Origin of the sequence: Sphingomonas sabuli (assembly GCF_014352855.1) — a bacterium.
Taxonomy (GTDB): Bacteria; Pseudomonadota; Alphaproteobacteria; order Sphingomonadales; family Sphingomonadaceae; genus Sphingomicrobium; species Sphingomicrobium sabuli.
Genome location: NZ_CP060697.1, coordinates 1,699,874 through 1,718,947 on the forward strand (window position 1 = coordinate 1,699,874; position 19,074 = coordinate 1,718,947).

Annotated in this window: 17 protein-coding genes; 11 read left to right on the forward strand and 6 right to left on the reverse strand. The window is 68.0% G+C overall.

Annotated elements, in window-relative coordinates; all coding sequences use genetic code 11:
• Positions 1 to 34 precede the first annotated feature (34 nt).
• From H8M03_RS08455 to H8M03_RS08480, 6 genes are all read left to right on the forward strand, one after another.
• The gene (locus tag H8M03_RS08455; RefSeq protein WP_187479019.1) at positions 35 to 955 is read left to right on the forward strand and encodes an ABC transporter ATP-binding protein; all 921 of its coding nucleotides are present in this window, start codon (positions 35 to 37) and stop codon (positions 953 to 955) included.
• Positions 952 to 2,532 carry an L-aspartate oxidase gene (gene nadB / locus H8M03_RS08460; RefSeq protein WP_187479020.1) on the forward strand — a complete coding sequence of 527 codons (1,581 nt, stop codon included), beginning with the start codon at positions 952 to 954 and terminating at the stop codon, positions 2,530 to 2,532. Before H8M03_RS08455 ends, nadB begins: the two co-directional genes overlap by 4 nt.
• Positions 2,533 to 2,623: 91 nt before the next feature.
• A complete protein-coding gene (locus H8M03_RS08465; protein WP_187479021.1) occupies positions 2,624 to 3,091 on the forward strand; it encodes an SRPBCC domain-containing protein in 468 nt (155 codons plus the stop codon).
• Positions 3,088 to 3,411 (forward strand): ArsR/SmtB family transcription factor, encoded by a 324-nt coding sequence (locus H8M03_RS08470; RefSeq protein WP_222931866.1) that lies wholly within the window; start codon positions 3,088 to 3,090, stop codon positions 3,409 to 3,411. The genes H8M03_RS08465 and H8M03_RS08470 overlap by 4 nt, the downstream gene beginning before the upstream one ends.
• Positions 3,412 to 3,580: 169 nt before the next feature.
• Positions 3,581 to 6,397, forward strand: coding sequence for a DNA polymerase I (polA, locus tag H8M03_RS08475; RefSeq protein ID WP_187479023.1), 2,817 nt, complete (start codon positions 3,581 to 3,583; stop codon positions 6,395 to 6,397).
• A complete protein-coding gene (locus H8M03_RS08480; RefSeq protein WP_187479024.1) occupies positions 6,394 to 7,935 on the forward strand; it encodes a lipopolysaccharide biosynthesis protein in 1,542 nt (513 codons plus the stop codon). Before polA ends, H8M03_RS08480 begins: the two co-directional genes overlap by 4 nt.
• A 3-nt stretch (positions 7,936 to 7,938) precedes the next feature.
• Here H8M03_RS08480 and purH read toward each other — a convergent pair whose 3' ends face one another.
• Genes purH through H8M03_RS08500 form a run of 4 tightly spaced genes read right to left on the reverse strand, consistent with a single transcriptional unit; the run spans position 7,939 to position 13,078 of the window.
• Positions 7,939 to 9,537 (reverse strand): bifunctional phosphoribosylaminoimidazolecarboxamide formyltransferase/IMP cyclohydrolase, encoded by a 1,599-nt coding sequence (gene purH, locus H8M03_RS08485; protein WP_187479025.1) that lies wholly within the window; start codon positions 9,535 to 9,537, stop codon positions 7,939 to 7,941.
• A gap of 5 nt (positions 9,538 to 9,542) precedes the next feature.
• On the reverse strand, positions 9,543 to 11,195 hold the full coding sequence (locus H8M03_RS08490) for a heparinase II/III family protein (RefSeq protein ID WP_187479026.1): 1,653 nt from the start codon (positions 11,193 to 11,195) through the stop codon (positions 9,543 to 9,545).
• A complete protein-coding gene (rpe, locus tag H8M03_RS08495; RefSeq protein WP_187479027.1) occupies positions 11,192 to 11,848 on the reverse strand; it encodes a ribulose-phosphate 3-epimerase in 657 nt (218 codons plus the stop codon). Before rpe ends, H8M03_RS08490 begins: the two co-directional genes overlap by 4 nt.
• Before the next feature lie 18 nt (positions 11,849 to 11,866).
• Entirely contained in the window at positions 11,867 to 13,078 is a 1,212-nt protein-coding gene (locus H8M03_RS08500; RefSeq protein ID WP_246449226.1) for an RsmB/NOP family class I SAM-dependent RNA methyltransferase, read from the reverse strand.
• Between the two features lie 73 nt (positions 13,079 to 13,151).
• On the opposite strand from H8M03_RS08500, the gene H8M03_RS08505 reads away from it, so the two are divergent.
• Complete coding sequence (locus H8M03_RS08505) at positions 13,152 to 13,319, forward strand: DUF1674 domain-containing protein (protein ID WP_246448818.1); 168 nt, start codon at positions 13,152 to 13,154, stop codon at positions 13,317 to 13,319.
• On the opposite strand, the gene H8M03_RS08510 is transcribed toward H8M03_RS08505, so the two are convergent.
• Both H8M03_RS08510 and tsaD read right to left on the reverse strand, forming a co-directional pair.
• Positions 13,316 to 14,296, reverse strand: a complete 981-nt coding sequence (locus H8M03_RS08510; protein ID WP_187479030.1) for an NAD(P)H-dependent glycerol-3-phosphate dehydrogenase — start codon at positions 14,294 to 14,296, stop codon at positions 13,316 to 13,318. The two genes, H8M03_RS08505 and H8M03_RS08510, sit on opposite strands and share 4 nt — an antisense overlap.
• Positions 14,293 to 15,324: a tRNA (adenosine(37)-N6)-threonylcarbamoyltransferase complex transferase subunit TsaD gene (tsaD, locus tag H8M03_RS08515; protein ID WP_187479031.1), complete on the reverse strand. Its 1,032-nt coding sequence runs from the start codon at positions 15,322 to 15,324 to the stop codon at positions 14,293 to 14,295. Before tsaD ends, H8M03_RS08510 begins: the two co-directional genes overlap by 4 nt.
• An 87-nt stretch (positions 15,325 to 15,411) precedes the next feature.
• Here tsaD and hemC point away from each other — a divergent pair, with 87 nt between their 5' ends.
• From hemC to bla, 4 genes are all read left to right on the forward strand, one after another.
• Positions 15,412 to 16,287: a hydroxymethylbilane synthase gene (hemC, locus tag H8M03_RS08520; protein ID WP_246449228.1), complete on the forward strand. Its 876-nt coding sequence runs from the start codon at positions 15,412 to 15,414 to the stop codon at positions 16,285 to 16,287.
• A complete protein-coding gene (locus H8M03_RS08525) occupies positions 16,284 to 16,958 on the forward strand; it encodes a uroporphyrinogen-III synthase (RefSeq protein WP_187479033.1) in 675 nt (224 codons plus the stop codon). Before hemC ends, H8M03_RS08525 begins: the two co-directional genes overlap by 4 nt.
• Positions 16,955 to 17,812: an MICOS complex subunit MIC60 gene (locus H8M03_RS08530; protein ID WP_187479034.1), complete on the forward strand. Its 858-nt coding sequence runs from the start codon at positions 16,955 to 16,957 to the stop codon at positions 17,810 to 17,812. Before H8M03_RS08525 ends, H8M03_RS08530 begins: the two co-directional genes overlap by 4 nt.
• A 125-nt stretch (positions 17,813 to 17,937) precedes the next feature.
• Complete coding sequence (gene bla, locus H8M03_RS08535) at positions 17,938 to 19,044, forward strand: class A beta-lactamase (protein ID WP_187479035.1); 1,107 nt, start codon at positions 17,938 to 17,940, stop codon at positions 19,042 to 19,044.
• The last annotated feature ends 30 nt before the right edge of the window (positions 19,045 to 19,074 follow it).

Consider the following 19,074-nt stretch of genomic DNA (forward strand, 5'->3'; position numbering starts at 1 on the left):
CCGCCCAAAGCGGGCGACGGCTATGCGGCGGACGATGACCGACGCCCCCGCAATCCGAATCGAATCGCTGAGCAAAGTCTATGCCGGCGGCAAGCTGGCGCTCGACAATGTCAGCTTCGACGTGCCGCGCGGGCAGATCTTCGGCCTGCTTGGCCCCAATGGAGCCGGCAAGTCGACGTTGATCAACATCCTTGCCGGCCTGGTCATGAAGACCGGCGGCAAGGCGACCGTGTGGGGCTTCGACATCGACAAGCACCCGCGCAACGCCAAGCGGTCGATCGGCGTGGTGCCGCAGGAAATCATCTTCGACCCCTTTTTCACGCCGCGCGAGACGCTCGAGATCCAGGCCGGGCTGTACGGGATACCGGCCGCCAAGCGGCAGTCGGACGAGTTGCTTGCCGCGATGCACCTGACCGACAAGGCGGGCGCCTATTCGCGCACCCTGTCGGGCGGCATGAAGCGGCGGTTGCTGGTGGCCAAGGCGATGGTCCATTCGCCCCCCATCCTGGTGCTCGACGAACCCACCGCCGGTGTCGACGTCGAGCTTCGCCGCCAGCTTTGGGATTATGTCCGACATCTCAATCAGAAGGGCGTGACGGTCGTCCTGACCACCCATTATCTCGAAGAGGCCGAGGAGCTGTGCGATCGCATCGCGATCATCAACCACGGCAAGGTCATCGCCAACGAACCGACCCGCGCGCTGGTCGCCAAGGCGCAGGACAAATCGGTCGTCGTCACCACCGATCGCGACCTCGACCGGGTGCCGGAGAACCGCTGCTTCGACAATATCGTGCTGATCGACGAACGCACGCTGGAGATCAGTTACCGCAAGGACCGGGTCAACGCGGGCGAGGTGCTGGCCGCGCTGACCGCCGACGGGATCGGCATCGTCGATGTGTCGACCCGCGATCCCGACCTTGAGGACGTCTTCCTGAGTCTTGTCGCCGAAGCATGAGCCGCCGGTTCGACGTCCTTATCATCGGATCGGGCGCGGCCGGGCTGACCGCGGCGCTCAACCTTGCCGAGACGCTGACGGTCGGCGTGATCGCCAAGGGATCGCTGGGCGAAGGCGCGACCAACTGGGCGCAAGGCGGCATCGCCGCGGTGCTGGAGGAAGGCGACACGTTCGAGGCGCATGTCAACGACACGATGGTCGCCGGCGCCGGACTGAACGACCGCGCAGTCGTCGAAATGGTGGTCAGCGAAGCGCCGGAGGCCATCGCCCGGCTGATTGCGCTTGGCGTGCCGTTCGCGACCGACGGCGACGCGCTGCACCTGACCCGCGAGGGCGGGCACAGCCATCGCCGCATCGTCCATGTTGCCGACGCCACCGGGCGCGCGGTGCAGCAGGCGCTGGAAACCGCCGCGACCAAGCAGCCCAACATCACCCTGCTGCCCGACATGGTGGCGATCGACCTTGCCACCGGCCGACATGCCGAGCAGTTTTCGACCGGCGGCGCGGTGCACGGCCTGTACGCCTACAATCGCTCGACCCGGCGGGTGGAAACGCTGACCGCGCGGGCAACGGTGCTGGCCACTGGCGGGGCCGGACGCGCCTATCTGTTTTCCACCGCGCCGCGCGGCGCGACGGGGGACGGCATCGCCATGGCGTGGCGCGCGGGATGCCGGGTGTCGAACATGGAATTCATGCAATTCCACCCGACCTGCCTGTACAATCTGGAGGTCAAGAATTTCCTTATTACCGAGGCGGTGCGGGGCGAAGGCGGGGTGTTGATCCATCCCGAAACGGGCCATCGCTTCATGCCCGACTACGATGAGCGTGCCGAGCTTGCGCCGCGCGACATCGTCGCCCGCGCCATCGACAGCGAGATCAAGCGCGACGGGCTGGATTACGTCCATCTCGACATCAGCCACCGCGGCGCGGCCTTCGTGCAGGAGCATTTCCCGACCATCCACGAAAAGCTGCTGACGCTTGGCATCGACATGACCCGGCAACCGATACCGGTGGTGCCGGCGCAGCATTACACCTGCGGCGGCGTGCTGGTGGACCGCAACGGGCGGACCGATGCGCCGGGGTTGTACGCAGCCGGTGAAGTGACCCAGTCGGGCCTTCACGGCGCCAACCGGCTGGCATCCAACAGCCTGCTCGAATGCCTGGTGTTTGGCGAAGCAGCAGCGCGCGACATCCTGGCCAGCCTGGACCGGCTGGCCGAACCGCCGGCCATCCGGCCGTGGGACGAGAGCCGGGTCACCGACAGCGACGAGGAAGTCGTCATCACCCAAACGTGGGGCGAGATCCGCCGCTTCATGTGGAATTATGTCGGCATCGTGCGGTCGACCAAGCGGCTGGAGCGGGCCAAGCACCGCATCGACCTCCTGCGTCAAGAAGTCGCCGATTATTACCGTAATTTCCGCGTCACGCCCGACCTGATCGAACTGCGCAACCTGCTGGAAGTCGCCGACCTCATCATCCGTTCGGCTTTGAGCCGCCACGAAAGCCGCGGGCTGCATTATACGTTGGATTATCCGGACACGCTGCCGGAGGCGAAAGACACAATTCTGGTCCCGTGATTGAAACGCCGGCAAGGCACGGTGAAGCGAACGCTTGACTATTTGATGGCGTTCTTTAGTGAAGTGCCGACTTCACTAACTCGAGGTTGAGATGAACCAGGCCTTTGGCACGTTCGACATCGTCAAGACCAGCCGCGCCAAGCCTGCTGCAGTGTTTGGCGCTTTCGCCTTTCAGGATCGCAAGAGCCGCTGGTACGCCTCAAGCCCCGGTCATGAGGTCATTTCCTATGCATTCGACTTTTCCGTTGGCGGCGAAGAGAAGCTGACCGCGCGGATGCTGCCCGGAACGCCGATTGCGGGCTCGGTACTGTGCTGGACATCGACTTACGCGGATATCGTCGATGGACAGCGTATCGTCTTTTTCCAGACACTCGACCGCGACGATGCCCGACTTTCGGCAGCCACGGTCACCGTCACGATCGAACCAGACGGCGATGGCACCAAGGTCACGCTGACCCACCAGGCGGTGTATTTCGAAGGCGCAGACGGGCCTGAGATGCGCAGGATGGGATGGGACTATCTGATGAACGCCGCCCTGGAGAGCGCAGACCCGTCGTGAAACCTGCAGCGATTGATGCCCTGTTCCACGCCTTGGGCGATCCCACGCGCCGCGGGATGCTCGCGATGCTGGCGCGCCGGACGGCCAGCGTCAGCGAACTCGCCGATCATTTGTCTATCAGCAAGACAGCCGTCGGCCAGCATCTCGCGGTGCTGGAGGGCGTCTCCTTGGCCCGGTCGGCCAAGAAGGGGCGCGTGCGTACCTGCGAATTCGACGTTCAGGGTCTCGCGACCTTGCAGGAGTGGATCGAGTTTCATCGGCGCGAGTGGGGCGACCGCCTGGACCGTCTCGACACCCTGTTGGAGGACGGCGAGATTTAACGCCAGGTTCGGTAGGCGAGTGCCCACCCCGTCAAAGACGAACACGATTGCGTGCGGATTCCGGTGCGAGCACGGACTTGGCCGGCCGCTGCGCTACATCCATATGGGATAGCGCCCTACGTACTCCCGCGTAGATTCCCCGACCAAGGCTGCTACACCGCGCGACTCTATGGCTGACGGCAATCACCTCTACCTCGTCGACGGATCGAGCTACATCTTCCGCGCCTATCATCGGCTGCCGCCGCTGACGAACCGGCATGGCCAGCCGGCGGGCGCGGTCTATGGCTATACCGCGATGCTGTGGAAGCTGGCCGACAGTCTGCACAAGGCGGACGGCCCGACCCACATGGCGGTCATCCTCGACGCGTCGGAGCACACGTTCCGCAATGAAATGTACGACCAGTATAAGGCCCAGCGGCCGCCGCCGCCCGAAGACCTGGTCCCGCAATTCCCGCTGATCCGGACGGCCACACGCGCCTTTTCCATTCCGTGCATCGAGGAAAAGGGGCTGGAGGCCGACGACATCATCGCCTGCTACGTCACCGCAGCCAAGGCGGCCGGCTGGAAGGTGACGATCGTCAGTTCGGACAAGGATCTGATGCAGCTGATCGACGACGGCGCGGAGGGCGGGCCCGCGGTGGACATGCTCGACACCATGAACGACCGCCGCATGGACCGCGCCTATGTCGAGGCCAAGTTCGGCGTCGGGCCGGAACTGGTCGGCGACGTACTGGCGCTGATGGGCGACAGCGTCGACAACGTGCCGGGCGTGCCGGGGATTGGGCCGAAGACGGCGAGCAAGCTGATCATCGAGCACGGCAGCCTGGAAGCGGTGCTGGCCTCCGCGGAGAGCATCAAGCAGCCCAAGCTGCGCCAGAATTTGATCGACCACGCCGACAATGCGCGGCTGTCGCGCAAGCTGGTCGAGCTGGTCTGCGACGCCAACCTGCCCGAGCCGCTGGAAGATCTGGCGCTGAAGGGTATTCCGCCCGAACCGCTCAAGGCGTTCCTGGAAGACCAAGGGTTCAAGACCATGCTGTCGCGCCTGACCGGCGGGGCGCCGGCGGCGGGGCGCAGCAGCAGCGGTGGCGGACTCGACCTGGCCGCCGCGTCGATCGCCACCAAGCCGGCGGCACCGCCCGAGCCGAAAGCGATCACGGTCGACCGGTCGAAATACGAGACCGTCACCGACGAAGTCGCGCTCGACCGCTGGATCGACGACGCGCGCACACTGGGGCTGGTCGCGGTCGACACCGAAACCGACTGCATCGATTGCGTGATCGCCCGGCTGGCGGGAATCAGCCTGGCCGTCGCGCCCAACCGCGCCTGTTACATTCCCGTCGGCCATTCCGGCGCCGACCTCTTGTCGGAAGCGCCGGACCAGTTGCCGATGGCGCTGGTGCTGGAAAAGCTGAAGCCGCTGTTCGAGGATCCGGCGGTCCTGAAGATCGGGCACAATTTCAAATATGACTGGGTGATGTTCGACAAGGCGGGGATCGACGTCGCCCCGGTCGACGACACGATGATCATGAGCTTCGACCTGGAAGCCGGCCTGCACGGGCATGGCATGGACGAGCTGGCCAAGCTTCACTTCGACCACGAATGCATCCCGTTCAAGCAGCTGTGCGGCACGGGCAAGAGCCAGATCACGTTCGACAAGGTGCCGTTGGAGGACGCCACCGAATATGCCGCCGAGGACGCGGACATCACGTTGCGCCTGTGGCAGCGGCTGAAGCCGCGCATTGCGAGCGAGACCGTCACCCGCGTCTACGAGCGCGTCGACCGGCCGTTGGTCGCGACCATCGGCCGCATGGAACGGCGCGGGATCAAGGTCGACCGCGATTACCTGGCCGGGCTGAGCAAGGATTTCTCCGAGGAGATCGCCCGCCTGGAGGAGCGGATCTACATGGCTGCCTGCGGCCCGTTCACCATCGGCTCTCCGCAGCAGTTGGGCGAAGTGCTCTACGGGCGGCTGGGCCTGAAGGGCGGACGCAAGGGCAAGAGCGGGCAATATTCGACCGACGTCAACGAGCTGGAGCGGCTTGCCGGCGAAGGCGTGGAGTGCGCCCGGCTGGTGCTCGACTGGCGCCAGCTGACCAAGTTGAAGAACACTTACACCGACGCCTTGCAGGCGCAGATCAATCCGGAAACGCGGCGGGTCCACACCAGCTTCTCGCTGTCCGGCGCGCAGACCGGGCGGCTGTCGTCCAACGAGCCCAACCTGCAGAACATCCCCATCCGCACCGAGGTCGGGCGCAAGATCCGCGACGCCTTCGTCGCCGAGCCGGGCAACGTGCTGATGAGCGCGGATTACAGCCAGATCGAATTGCGGCTGGCCGCGCACATGGCCGACGTGCCCCAGTTGAAACAGGCCTTTCGCGACGGCGCGGACATCCACAGTATGACCGCGGAGGAATTGTTCGGATCGTCCGACCGCGACAATCGCAACAAGGCGAAGACGGTCAATTTCGCGATCCTGTACGGCATTTCATCGTGGGGGCTCGCGGGCCGGCTGGGCATCGGCCGCGACGAGGGCAAGGCGATCATCGACCGCTATTTCGAACGGTTCCCCGGCATTCGCCTGTACATCGAGCAGACGTTGCAGTTCGCACGCGAGAACGGCTTCACCCGCACCCTGTTCGGCCGCAAGACCCATTTCCCCAACATTCGCGCGTCCAACCCGTCGTTTCGCGCCGGGGCCGAGCGCGCCGCGGTCAACGCGCCGATCCAGGGCACCAGCGCCGACCTGATCAAGCGGGCGATGGCACGCATGGACGGGGCGCTGGCCGCCGCCGACCTCGACGGCGTCAAGATGCTGCTGCAGGTCCATGACGAACTGGTGTTCGAAGTGCCCGAGGGCCGCGAAGAAGAAGCCGCCAAGGTCGTGCGCGACGTGATGGGCAGCGCCGCCGAACCGTCGCTGAAGCTCGACGTGCCACTGGACGTGGAGGTGGGCTGGGGCGAGCATTGGGGCGCCGCGCATTGAGCGAAGCCCAAGCCGCCGCCCCGAAGCCGACTGCGGACCTGGCCGCGCTTGCCCGGGGCGGACGGATCAACTTCTTCGGATTCTGCATCCGGCTGGCCGCGCGCCTGCCGTTCCTGTTCATCGCCGGCCGCCTGTACGGTGCGGCGGCCCTGGGACGCTTTGCCTTTGCCATCCTGACCGTCGAGTTCGCCGCGCAGTTGGCGACATTGGGCCTGAAGCGCGGCCTGGCACAGCAGCTGGCGCGGACCGACAAGCCGCACGCCTGCGTAGCCTTCGACGGGCTGATCGTCGCCGCCATCGGGTCGCTATTGGCAATGGTCCTGCTGATGGCTTTCCCGCAGGCGATGTTCCCGAACAGCGAGATCACCGGCCTGGAATGGCTGCTGCCGATCACGATCATCGCGCTTGCCTGGTCGGACATCATGCTGGCGGCGCTGGCCTATCGCCACGACATCGCATCGACGGTGCGCGCCCGGGCAATCGTCGAACCCGGCATCCTGAGCGCCGCGGCGCTGGCCTGGGCCTATATCTCCACCCGCGACGGGCTGATCATCGCTTATGTGCTGTCGATGATCGGCGCGCTTGTCGCCTCGATCATCCCGTTCCTGAAAAGCTATGGCATCCCGCGCGGCTGGCGGCCGGAGCCCAAGCCGTTGTGGCGGATGACCCGGCGCAACATCCCGGTTGCCGCCGCCGACGCGGTCGAATGGGGATCGCGGCGCATCGACCTCGCCGTGTGCGGCCTGTTCTTCCGCCCGGAAATCGTCGGCATTTATTACGTCGCGCAGAACGTCGCGTCGCTGCCCGCCAAGCTGAAGACCAGTTTCGACCCGATCCTTGGCCCTGTCATCGCGCGCAACGTCGAAAAGGGCGACAATGACGCGGTCGCCAAGCAGGTACGGCAGGTCGGCTTCTGGGTGATCGGCGCGCAGCTGGGAGTGGCGCTGGCGCTGGCCATTCCGGGCGAAGCGGTGATGGGGCTGGTCGGGCCGGTGTTCGTCGCCGGCACCGCGGCGCTGGCCTTCCTGCTGGCCGCCGAAGTGGTCGCGGCGATGGCGGCGGTCAGCGAGGCGGCGCTGATCTATGTCGCGCGCCACCGCAACATGCTGCTCAGCTTCGGGATGATCGTGCTGCAGGTGGTGCTGTCGGTCGGCCTGGTCCTGATCATGCGCGCACTCGAGTGGGATATCATGTGGCAGGCGACCGGTCCGGCGATCGGGCTGATGCTGGCGCTTGGCTTTGCCGCGGTAGCCAAGTCCGTCCTTTTGCGGAGAATCCTGCATGGCCGGGTCAACGGTTGGCGCTGGCCGCTGATCTGGGCGGCGGCGGCGGCAACCGTCGTCGGCTTCGGCGCGACCCACCTGCCCGAATGGACCGAGCTGGTGTTCGGCATCCCGGCGATCCTGATCGCGTTCGGCGCGGTGCTGTGGACCAAGGGCTTCGGCCCGCAGGACCGCGAGCTGTTCCGCATGAGCAAGAAGGATATCGCGGACCTTGAGATCCCCGCTCCGGGTACGACCGAGGATCCCGTGCGCTAGACCCTAGTGCCGGAAGTGACGCATGCCGGTGAAGACCATCGCCAGGCCGGCTTCGTCCGCGGCGGCGATCACTTCGTCGTCGCGGATCGAACCGCCGGGCTGGATCACTGCGCTGGCGCCCGCTTCCGCCGCCGACAGAAGGCCATCGGCGAAGGGGAAGAAAGCGTCGGATGCGACCGCCGAGCCCCGCGTGCGCGGTTCGGCCCAGCCTTGCGTTTCGGCAGCCTCTATCGCCTTGGCGGCGGCGATCCGCGCGCTGTCGCGGCGGTTCATCTGGCCCGCGCCGATGCCCGCCGTCGCGCCGTCCCTGGCATAAACGATGGCATTCGACTTGACGTGCTTGGCGACGGTCCAGGCGAATATGCAGTCCTTCAGTTCCTGTTCCGTCGGCTGGCGCTTCGTCACGCATTTGAGCTGATCGCGCGTGATCGTGCCATTGTCGCGGTCCTGCACCAGCAGCCCGCCGGCGATGACGGTGATGGTCTGTCCGGGCCGCGCAGGGTCGAGCAGGCCGCCGGTCAGCAACAGGCGCAGGTTCTTCTTCTTGGCGAAAATTGCCCGCGCCTCTTCATCCGCATCGGGCGCGACGACCACTTCGGTGAAGATGGCGGTGATCGCTTCCGCGGTGGCGGCGTCGAGCGGACGGTTGCTGGCGACGATTCCGCCGAACGCCGAAACGCTGTCGCAGGCCAGCGCTTCGCCCCATGCATCGGCGAGCGTGCCACGCGTCGCCACGCCGCACGGGTTGGCATGTTTCACGATGACGATGGTCGGATCGGCGTCGCGGAATTCGGACACCAGTTCGAGCGTCGCATTAGCGTCGTTGTAATTATTGTAGCTGAGCTCCTTGCCCTGCACCTGCTGCGCCTGCGGCAGGCCGGTCGCGTGCGGACCGCCGGGCAGATAGATTGCCGCGTCCTGATGCGGGTTTTCGCCATAGCGCAGCGTGCCGGCGAGCGTGCGGCTCATCGTCGCCTGCGGCGGGAATTTCTGTTGCTGGTCGGCATGGGCGAACCATTGCGAGATCATCGAATCATAGGCCGCGGTCAGCGCATAGGCCTTGGCCGCCATCCGCTTGCGGAACGCGAGCGTGGTCGCGCCGTCGTGTTCGCCCAATTCCCTGAGCAGCTCGTCATAGTCGGCCGGGTCGGTGACGATGGTGACATAGTCGTGATTCTTCGCCGCCGAGCGCACCATCGACGGGCCGCCGATGTCGATATTTTCGATGATGTCCTCACGCGAGGCGCCGCGCGCGACGGTCGCTTCGAACGGGTAAAGATTGACCACGACGAGGTCGATCGGCGCGATGCCATGGTCGGCCATCGCCGCCGCGTGGTCGGCATTGTCGCGCACGCCGAGCAGGCCGCCGTGGACCTTGGGGTGAAGCGTCTTCACCCGCCCGTCCATCATTTCGGGAAAGCCGGTCAGGTCGCTGATGTCGCGCGGCTCGGTGCCGGCGTCGCGCAGCTTGGCCGCGGTACCGCCGGTCGACACCAGTTCCACGCCGCGGTCGGCCAGCGCCGTCGCCAGCCGGTCGAGCCCGGACTTATCCGAAAGCGAAATGAGCGCCCGCCGGACGGGCACGAGGTCAACCACATTCATCTCCCTTAGCTTGACCGGCGAAACTGCCAGTGCACATCGGCGCCTGCCGGCGCCGCTTCGCCATTGATCACCAATTGCATCGTTCGATGCGGGATTCCCAGCCCGTCTACAGACAGGCTTTCCTCCACCGCAATGGGCGTCCCGCGCGAGCGGAAATTCCACGGCGGCGCGCCCGGCGAGCGCAGGATCGCGCCCATGCCGTCGGCGGTAATCGTCGGTTCGATCCCGGGCGCGAGGTGGAAGCGGATAGCGAACGGGATCGCGCCCTTGCCCTTGCGACGGCCGCTGGCGCGAAGTTCGTCGGTGCCGCGCAATTCCTTGCCGTCGTTGCCCAGCTTGAGCACTCGGCGATGGAGCAGGCCGAAGCCGCGCGCGTAGCCGTCGTGGCTGGCTTCGAGCAGGCTGGAATCATGATCTTCGGAGCGGTCGATGACGACGTCGGTGACGCCCTTGCCGAGCAAACCGTCGGCCTGGATGGCGGTGGAATTGGTATCGGCGAGGGTCAACGTGCTGTGGGCCGCGGTGGTCCGCAGCGCCGCCGCCAGTTCCGCCGGCATTTGCGGCGGGAGCGGTTTGGGCCCGCCGCAATTGATCACCAGCCGCTGCGTGCCGTCCGACAGTTCGAAGGCCAGCGTGGAAGCGCTGCCCCATGGCGCGGCCTTGGGCGTCGGCGGGGGCGCGGCATCAATGATCGCGACGGTGCCGAGCGCGGACAGGCGGTGGAAGCCCCACCCGCGCGGCTGGCGCAACGGGCGGGCCCGCATGCCGCAGCCGTCGACGATCGCGGCCAACCGGGCCGGATCGCCGGCATTGCCGCCTTGCCAAGTCGACAGGCCGCCATCGCCAAGAATGACGCCGTGGAGAGCAGAGAGCGCGGCGGCAGCGGCGGTTTCGAAGCTTTCGGGCGGCGACTGCTTGGCGGCGAAATAAGCCGACCGCAGCAGGCCGAGACGGTCGACAAGGTCCACCTGTTCGTAAGGCGCGCGGCTGATCAGCCCGCCATCGTCCGATTGGGCCGAGGCAAGCGCCCGGCCGAGCCCGGATTCGGCGCGGGCCACGCGCGCGACGCCGCCCTGCACTAGCAAGGCCGCCGCGACCGCCCCGGACCAGGCGGTGACCCGGCGCAGCCCCGCCGGCGCCTTGTCGGCATTGGCTTCGAGATGGCGGGCGCCGCGCGCCATCGTGTTGAGCAGCGCGGAGCGATAGCCCGCCTCCGTGCTCGACAGGATGTAGGGGGCGTAGGCCGACCAGAAGAGGATGCGTTCGCCCCACAGATCGGGACGCCAAGCGTCATCGACGCGGGTGCCGTGCGCGATTAGCCAGCGGCCGACGATCGCTTCCGCCAGCCTGGCGCCGCGTTCGCGCGAGGCGGCAGCGGCCAGATCGCGGAGCCAGGCAAAGCCCTGGAGATAGCCGGCGACCGGCCCGTCAGTGCCAATCGCAGCGAAATCGAGATCGGCCAGTGGCAGGGTTTCGGCGCCGTGGAGCAGCTTGCCGGCAAGCAGTGCGTCGCCGCGCCGGCGGTCGCCGTGGACATGATCGCGCGGCACCGCGATCAGCCGCAGCGGCTGCTTGCGCGAGCCGGTCAGGCGCGACAGCAGGGAGCCCCGGGCAAGCTTCTGGACGACGTCGCGGGCAGCGGCGTCGCGGTCGCTCATGCGTCTCCCCGAAGCGCCCGAATGTTCGGCGCATAATGGTCCGGACCGCCGCGGAAGGTGGCCGATCCCGCAACCAGCACGTCGGCGCCGGCGGCAATGGCCAGCGGCGCGGTTTCGGCATCGATCCCGCCGTCGACTTCGACCAGCACGTCGAGATTCTGCTTGGCGATGCGGTTGGCGACGGCTTCGATCTTGCGCAGCTGGCTGGAAATGAACTTCTGCCCGCCGAAGCCCGGATTGACGCTCATGATCAGGACGAGGTCGATATCTTCGAGCACGTAATCGAGCATCTTGGCCGGCGTCGCGGGATTCAGCGACACGCCCGCCTTCTTGCCCAGCGCCTTCACCCGCTGGACGGTGCGGTGGAGGTGCGGCCCGGCTTCGGGATGGACGGTGATATAGTCGGCCCCGGCCTCCGCGAACGCGTCGAGGAACAAGTCGACGGGCGAGATCATCAGGTGAACGTCGAAGGGCTTGGCGCTGTGCGGGCGAAGCGCCTTCACCACGCCCGGGCCGATCGTCAGGTTGGGCACGAAATGCCCGTCCATCACGTCGATATGGACCCAGTCCGCACCGGCCGCGTCGATCGCGCGCACTTCCTCGCCAAGCTTGGCGAAGTCGGCGGACAGGATGGACGGGGCAATCAGCGGCATCGGGCCGATTAGACCCGATTAGGCGGCGCGGACAAGGCGCGCGGCAAAGAAGCCGTCGAGCCCGCCCTGCGCTTCAAGCAATCCGGGCAGGATCCGTACCCAGCCTGCGCTGTCCGGAACGATGAAATCGGGCAGTTCGCCGGGTCGCGGCGGATCGGTGCGGAAGGCGGCGTTGCGCGAGAGGAAGTCGCGGACGATGGCCTCGCCCTCCCGCGGCTCGAGCGAGCAGACGGCGTAGACCAGGGACCCACCCGGCGCGACCATGGCCGCGGCGCTATCGATCAGGCGTGCCTGCAGCTCGGCCATTTCGGCGATGATTCGCGGCCGGGCGCGATACAGAACCTCGGGGTGGCGGCGAAAGGTGCCGGTCGCCGAGCAGGGCGCGTCGAGCAGGACCGCGGCCTGCAGCTTCGGCGGCGTCCAATTCAGCGCGTCGGCGGTGACCAGCCGCGCCGACAGGCCGGTGCGATCGAGGTTTTCGCGCAGCCGTTCCAGGCGCCGGCCCGACGAATCGAGCGCCGTGACGGAATGACCGGCCGCGGCCAGCTGCATCGCCTTGCCGCCGGGCGCGGAGCACAGGTCGAGCACCTCCCCGCCGCCGGGCGCGAGGCGCGCCGGGATGGAGGCGGCAAGGTCCTGCACCCACCAGCCGCCGTCCCCGAAGCCCGAGAGGTCGGCGACCGCGCCCGCATCGTCCAGCCGGACATGGCGCGGCGCGAGCGACACGCCGCCCTTGGCGGCCGCGAAAGCCGCAGCCGCCGCGTCGCTTTTGAAGCTGAGATCGAGCGGCGGGCGATTGGCGATCTGTCGCCGCGCGGAGTCGATGGTGGCGTCCCCCCAGGCGTCGGCCCAGCGCGCCTCTACTTCCTCCGGGAGGGGCGATGCGTCCTCGCCCGGGATTCCGCGACGCAGGAGCGTGCCGAGCACGCCGTGCACCAGCCGCCGCGGGCCGCCGTCGACCAGCGGCAAGGCGGTCGCCACCAGCGCATGGTCGGGCGTGCCGAGGCCAATTTTCTGGGCGAGCGCCAGGCGCAGGACCATGCGCGCCTTGCTGTCGTCCGGCAGGCGCTTGCTGGTGGCGCTGTCGATCAGTGCGTCGAGCGCTGGCAGCCGCCGCAGGACCTCGCCGGACATGGCGATGGCAAAGGCGTGGTCGGCGCCGGACAGGCCGCGCGCGCCTTGCGCGGCGGAATCGAGCGTACGCCCGCGCCGCAAGACCGCGTCGAGCATTTGCAGCGCGGCGCGGCGGGCCGGTACGCCGTCGGTGCTTGGATTATCGTCCGCCAAGGCGCATCTTCACGGAGTGAAACGTCCCAAGCACCTCGATCCGCCCGCCTATCTGTCCAAGTCGCCGCCCGTGCCGGCGCCGCAGGCGGCCGACGCCCTTCCCCCGCCCGACGGCGAGGAGGACAGGCCCGATCCCACCCGCTTTGGCGACTGGGAGAAAAAGGGCATCGCGATCGATTTCTAGACGCCTTCGGGCCGCGGCGGGCGGGCCAGTAGCCCTTCAAGGACCCGGTCGACCGACGCGCCCTCGAGCAGGTCGGCGACGGCATCGACGATCGGCATGGTGATGCCATGGGCCTGCGCCAGCCGGGCCAGCACGGGGGCGGTAAACGCGCCTTCGGCAACCGTCTTGCGGTCGGCCATCAGGTCGCTTGCCGCCTGGCCTTCGCCAATCCCCTTGCCGAGCGAATAATTGCGCGAGCTGACCGACGAACAGGTGAGGACGAGGTCGCCCAGCCCGGACAGGCCGGCGAGCGTTTCCGGCCGGGCGCCGAACGCCATGCCGAAGCGGGTCATTTCCGCGAACCCACGGGCGATCAGGGCCGCCCGCGCATTCTGGCCCAGCGCCCGGCCCTCCACCACGCCGCCGGCGATGGCGAGGACGTTCTTGACCGCGCCGCCGATTTCCGCGCCGGCGACATCGTCGCTGACGTACATGCGGAAGGCCGGCTGCGCGAGCGCGGTGCGCAGGGTTTCGGCGAGGTCGGTGTCCTTAGCGGCCAACGTCACTGCGGTCGGCATTCCGCGCGCGACTTCATGGGCGAAGGTGGGGCCGGACAGGACCGCAATCGGCGCCCCCGGCGAAGCTTCGGCGGCGACGTCGTGAAGCAGCTTGCCGCTGCGTTCCTCAATCCCCTTGGAGCATAGAAGGCGCGGCGCCTCGCAGCGCGGCGCCTGTTCGAGCACCGCGCGCATGTGCTGCGCGGGCGTGACCACCAGCCACAGGTCGCACCCGGCCAGTTCCGCCAGGTCGCCGGTGGCACGGATATTGGGGTCGAGATCGATATCGGGCAGGAACACCGGGTTCTGGCGGTCGGCGTTGACCGCCCGGACGACGTCGTCTTCGCGCGCCCACAGGATTGTTTCCCGGCCCGCGCGCGCGGCCACTTGCGCCAGGGCCGTACCCCATGCGCCGCCGCCGATGACCGCCACCCTGTTCATGCCTTCACCCCCGCGCCGCGCACCTTGTCCGCATCCGGATCGAGCGGCCAGCGCGCCCGCGCCGGCGCCGCCAGATCGTCGACCATCCCGCGGCCAAACCGTTCCGCGCCGGCCCAGGCGATCATCGCCGCATTGTCGGTGCACAACCAGCCCGGGGGCACGGAAAAGCGCCGGCCCCGGTCTGCGGCCAGACGCTGCAGCGCCGAGCGGACCGATGCGTTGGCCGCGACCCCGCCCGCCACCACCAGCGCCGGCGAATCGCTGCGGTCCAGAGCCAGCCGGGTGCGGTCAACGAGGCAGTCGATCACGGCCTGCTGGAAACTGGCGGCGATATCGGCCGGCGCATGGCGGTCCGCCGCGGCCGCGCGCTGCACCGCGCTTTTAAGCCCGGCGAAGGAGAAGTGCGGCTCCCCCGAACCGACGAGCGGGCGCGGCAGCGGGACTGCCGACGGATCGCCTTGCGCCGCAAGCCGTTCGATCGCCGGTCCGCCAGGAAAGTGTAGGCCGAGGAGCTTTGCCGCCTTGTCGAACGCTTCGCCCGCGGCATCGTCGATGGTCGTCGCCAGCCGCCGATATTCGCCGACGCCAAGCACTTCGAGCAGCTGGCAATGGCCGCCGGAAACCAGCAGCAGCAGGTAGGGAAATCCAAGGTCCGGGTCGGCGAGCCGCGGGCTGAGCGCATGGCCTTCGAGGTGGTTGAGCGCGATCAGCGGCTTGTCCGCCGCCAGCGCGAGGCCCTTGCCGGTCAGCAGGGCGACCATCACTCCGCCGATCAGGCCGGGGCCCGCGGTCGCGGCAATGGCGTCGACATCGCCGATGCCGAGGCCCGCGTCGCGCAGCACGTCGCGGACCAGCCCGGGCAGAATCTGGACATGGGCGCGCGCGGCGATTTCCGGAACCACGCCGCCGAACGGCCGGTGGGCGTCGTTTTGCGACACCACCGCGTGGGCGAGCACTTGCCGGTCGCTGGTGACCAGCGCCGCAGCCGTATCGTCGCAGCTTGATTCGAGACCGAGAATGCATGCCATCCGCCGGTTCCTTTGCCCGAACCGTTGCACTAGTGGAAGGCGGTGACCGGGACCCCCAGACTTGGAACGCGCGGATCGCCGCTGGCGATGATCCAGGCGCGGTCGGTAGCGGCCGCGATGGAAGCGGCGCGCGGCTGGCCCGCCGGCCATGTCGACATCGTCGTCATCAAGACCAGCGGCGACCGCATCAAGGACCGGCCATTGGCCGAAGTCGGCGGCAAGGGCCTGTGGACCAAGGAAATCGATTCGGCGCTGCTTCGCGGGGACGTCGATTTTTCGGTCCATTCGGTCAAGGACGTGGAAGCGATCCGGCCCGACGCCATCCGGCTGTCCGCGGTGATGCCGCGGACCGACATCGAGGACATATTGATCGGCGCCGCTTCCGTCGCGGCGATCCGGGCCGGGGCAATCTTCGGCACGTCGTCCCCGCGCCGCGCCGCGCAGATGCTCGCCGCCCGGCCGGACCTGCGCATCGTGCCCCTGCGCGGCAATGTCGAAACGCGGCTGAACAAGCTGGATGCCGGGGACATCGACGCCACCATACTGTCGTCCGCCGGGCTGCAGCGGCTGGGCCTTGGCCATATCGGCACGGCGATCCCGTTCGACGTCATGCTGCCAGCGCCCGGACAGGGGGCGATTGGAATCGAATGCCGGTCGGACGACCCCGCGGCGATCGAATTGGCGGCAAGCATCGACGATGCCGCCAGCCACGCGATGGTGCTGGCCGAGCGCGCCTTCACCCGGGCGCTGGGCGGGTCGTGCCATTCACCCGTCGCAGCGATGGCGACCATGGAAGACGGGCAAATCCAGCTTCGCGCGGAGATCCTGTCGGAAGACGGCAAGGAGCGCGTTCGGGATAGCGCCGGCTTCGCGCCCCGCGACGACGATGCCGCCGCCGCGCTGGCGCGGGCGATGCTCGATGCCGCGCCGCCGTCGATCCGCACCCTGTTCGCCAACGCATGAGGCCGCTGGTCATCGTCCGGCCGCAGCCCGGCGCCGACACCACGGCCCGGGCTGCCCGGGCGCTTGGCATCGAGGCAATCGTCATGTCGCTGTTCGCGGTCGAACCGGTCGCGTGGCGCGCGCCGGACCCTGCGGCATTCGACGGCCTGTTGCTGACCAGCGCCAATGCGCCGCGATGTGCCGGGGCCGAACTCGACCAGCTGGTCATCCTGCCGGCTTATTGCGTCGGGGCCGCGACGGCTGCGGCAGCCCGGAAGGCGGGGCTGAGCGTCGCGGCCACCGGGACCGCAGGGGTCGACGCCCTGCTCCAGTCGCTTCCTGCCGACCTGCGCCTGCTCCATCTGGGCGGCGCGGACCGGCGCGCGCCTGCCGATGCAACTAAAGCGATCAGCCCCGTCACCGTCTACGGTTCCGCCGAACTTCCGCGGCCCGCCGACTTCGCACAACTTGAGGGATCGGTCGTCGCCATCCATTCGCCGCGCGCGGGCGCGGTGCTTGCTAGTCATGTCGACGCGGCCGGGCTGGACCGCGCGACCATCGCGGTCGCGGCGATCAGCGCGGCCGCCGCCGAAACGGCAGGAAGCGGCTGGGGCGACCTTGCGGTGGCTGAACACCCGGCCGATCCGGAGCTGCTCGCCATATCGCTGCGGCTGTGCAAGAAACCGCGATGATGGACCGGGGACACGGCAGCGGCATGGGCTGGGGCGCGCGAATCGCAATCGCGGTCGTGCTGATCGTGATCGGCGCCGCCGCGGCAACCTGGACGCTTGCCCGCTGGCAGGGCGCGGCGCGTGTGCTTGGCGTGGCGCCAGCGCAGACCGGTGCGCGCGCCTATGCGCCGCCGCCGCCCCTTCCGCCCGCGGCGCCGGCCGCGCCGCAGGTCCAGGACAGCCTCAACCCCGTCATTGCCGAGCAGATCGGCGAGCTTCAGGCGCGCGTGCAGCGGGTCGAGAGCGAGAGCGAGGAAGTGCAGGGGTCCGCCGGACGCGCCGATGCCTTGCTGATCGCCTTTTCGGCCCGGCGCGCGATCGAACGAGGCGTTCGGCTGGGTTATCTCGAGCCCTTGTTGGTCGACCGCTTCGGCAAGCAGCATCCACAGGCCGTGGCGCGGATCGTGACCACCGCCCGCGCACCGGTCCGGCTGAGCGAGCTTATCACCCGGTATCAGGACCTGCAGCAGGACCTGACCGGACCTCCCCCCGACGAGGGCCTGTGGACCGGTTTCAAGCGCGGGATAGGTTCGCTGGTATCCGTCCGCCGGTCCGACCGGCCGTCGACCCAGCCGCAGGCGCGGTACGACCGCGCGCTGTCGCACATGATGTCGGGCGAAGTGGATTCGGCGCTGGCCGAAACCATGCGCCTGCCCGGCGCGCCACGCGCCAACGAATGGGTCCGCGACGCCCGCCGCTATGTCGCAACGCACCGCGCCCTTGACGAGATCGAGTCCGCCGCGCTGGTCGGCGGACCGGCGGCGCAGCCGGTCGCACTGCCGCCGGCACCCGCGCCCGCACCCCGCGCACCGTAACCCCACAGGGACTTGGCAAAGCGATTCGCGCATGCGAATCCTGAGCCTTGCCGGGCACAGCTTCTGTTCAGGGCGGCGGTGCTAAGGCATTGCAAATCATGGATATCCGGGGGAACAACGAAGTCATGACGTCATTTTGGAGGCGGTTCGGGCTGGCGCTTGCGCTGGCCGGGCTGACGCAAGCTGGCGCCGCTGCAATCAAGTCGGCCAACGCTCCGCAACCGGCGCAAACCGTGCCCGCCAAGGCAGCCAAGGCCAAACCAAAACCAGCTTCGGCGCCGCGGCCCGCGGCACCGGCCTATCTGCGCGACCGGATCGATGCACTGGGCAAGGCCTTCAACGGCCAGGTCGGAATCGCCGTCCAGTCGGTCGAAGGCGGGTGGCAGACCGGGTGGAAGGAAGACGCGCTCTACCCGCAGCAGAGCGTTTCCAAGATGTGGGTCGCGATCACCGCGCTCGACAAGGTCGACCAGGGCCGCATCCGGCTGAGCGACAAGGTCAACATGGACAAGTCCGACCTGACCGTTTTCCACCAGCCGATCCGCACCCGGATCCTCAACGGCGGCTACACCACCAGCCTGGAAAACCTGATGAAGCTGGCGATCACCACCAGCGACAATACCGCCAACGACCGGCTGATGCGCGCCGCCGGCGGTCCGCAGGCCGTGCGCGCGATGATCGCCTCCAAGAAGTTGGGGTCGATCCGCTTCTATGATGGCGAACGCGCGTTGCAGAGCCGCATCGCAGGCCTGATCTGGTCGCAGAGTTATGCCATCGGCAGCGCCTTTTTCGAGGCGCGCAACGCCTTGCCGATGACCGTGCGCCGAGCGGCCTTCAACAAATATATCGACGATCCCTACGACGGGGCCGCCCCCGCCGCGATCGTCTCCGCGCTTGCCCGGCTCAAGCGGGGCGAATTGCTTTCGCCGTCGTCGACGACGCACCTGCTCAACGTGATGGGCAACACGCGGACCGGCGCCAATCGCCTGAAGGGCGGGCTCGCCCCCGGCTGGAGCCTGAGCCACAAGACCGGCACCGGCCAGGAGCTGGGCGGCGTGCAGGCCGGCTACAACGACATCGGCGTGCTGACGGCGCCCGACGGCAAGGCTTATGCCGTGGCGGTGATGATCAAGCGGACGTCGACCCCTTTGCCGGTGCGGATGAAGATGATGAACGAAGTCGTCCGGGCAGTCATCCAGCAGCATGAGATGACGAAGACCGGCGCGCGCTGAGCGATCGCGGGGGGCTGCGACATGCCCACG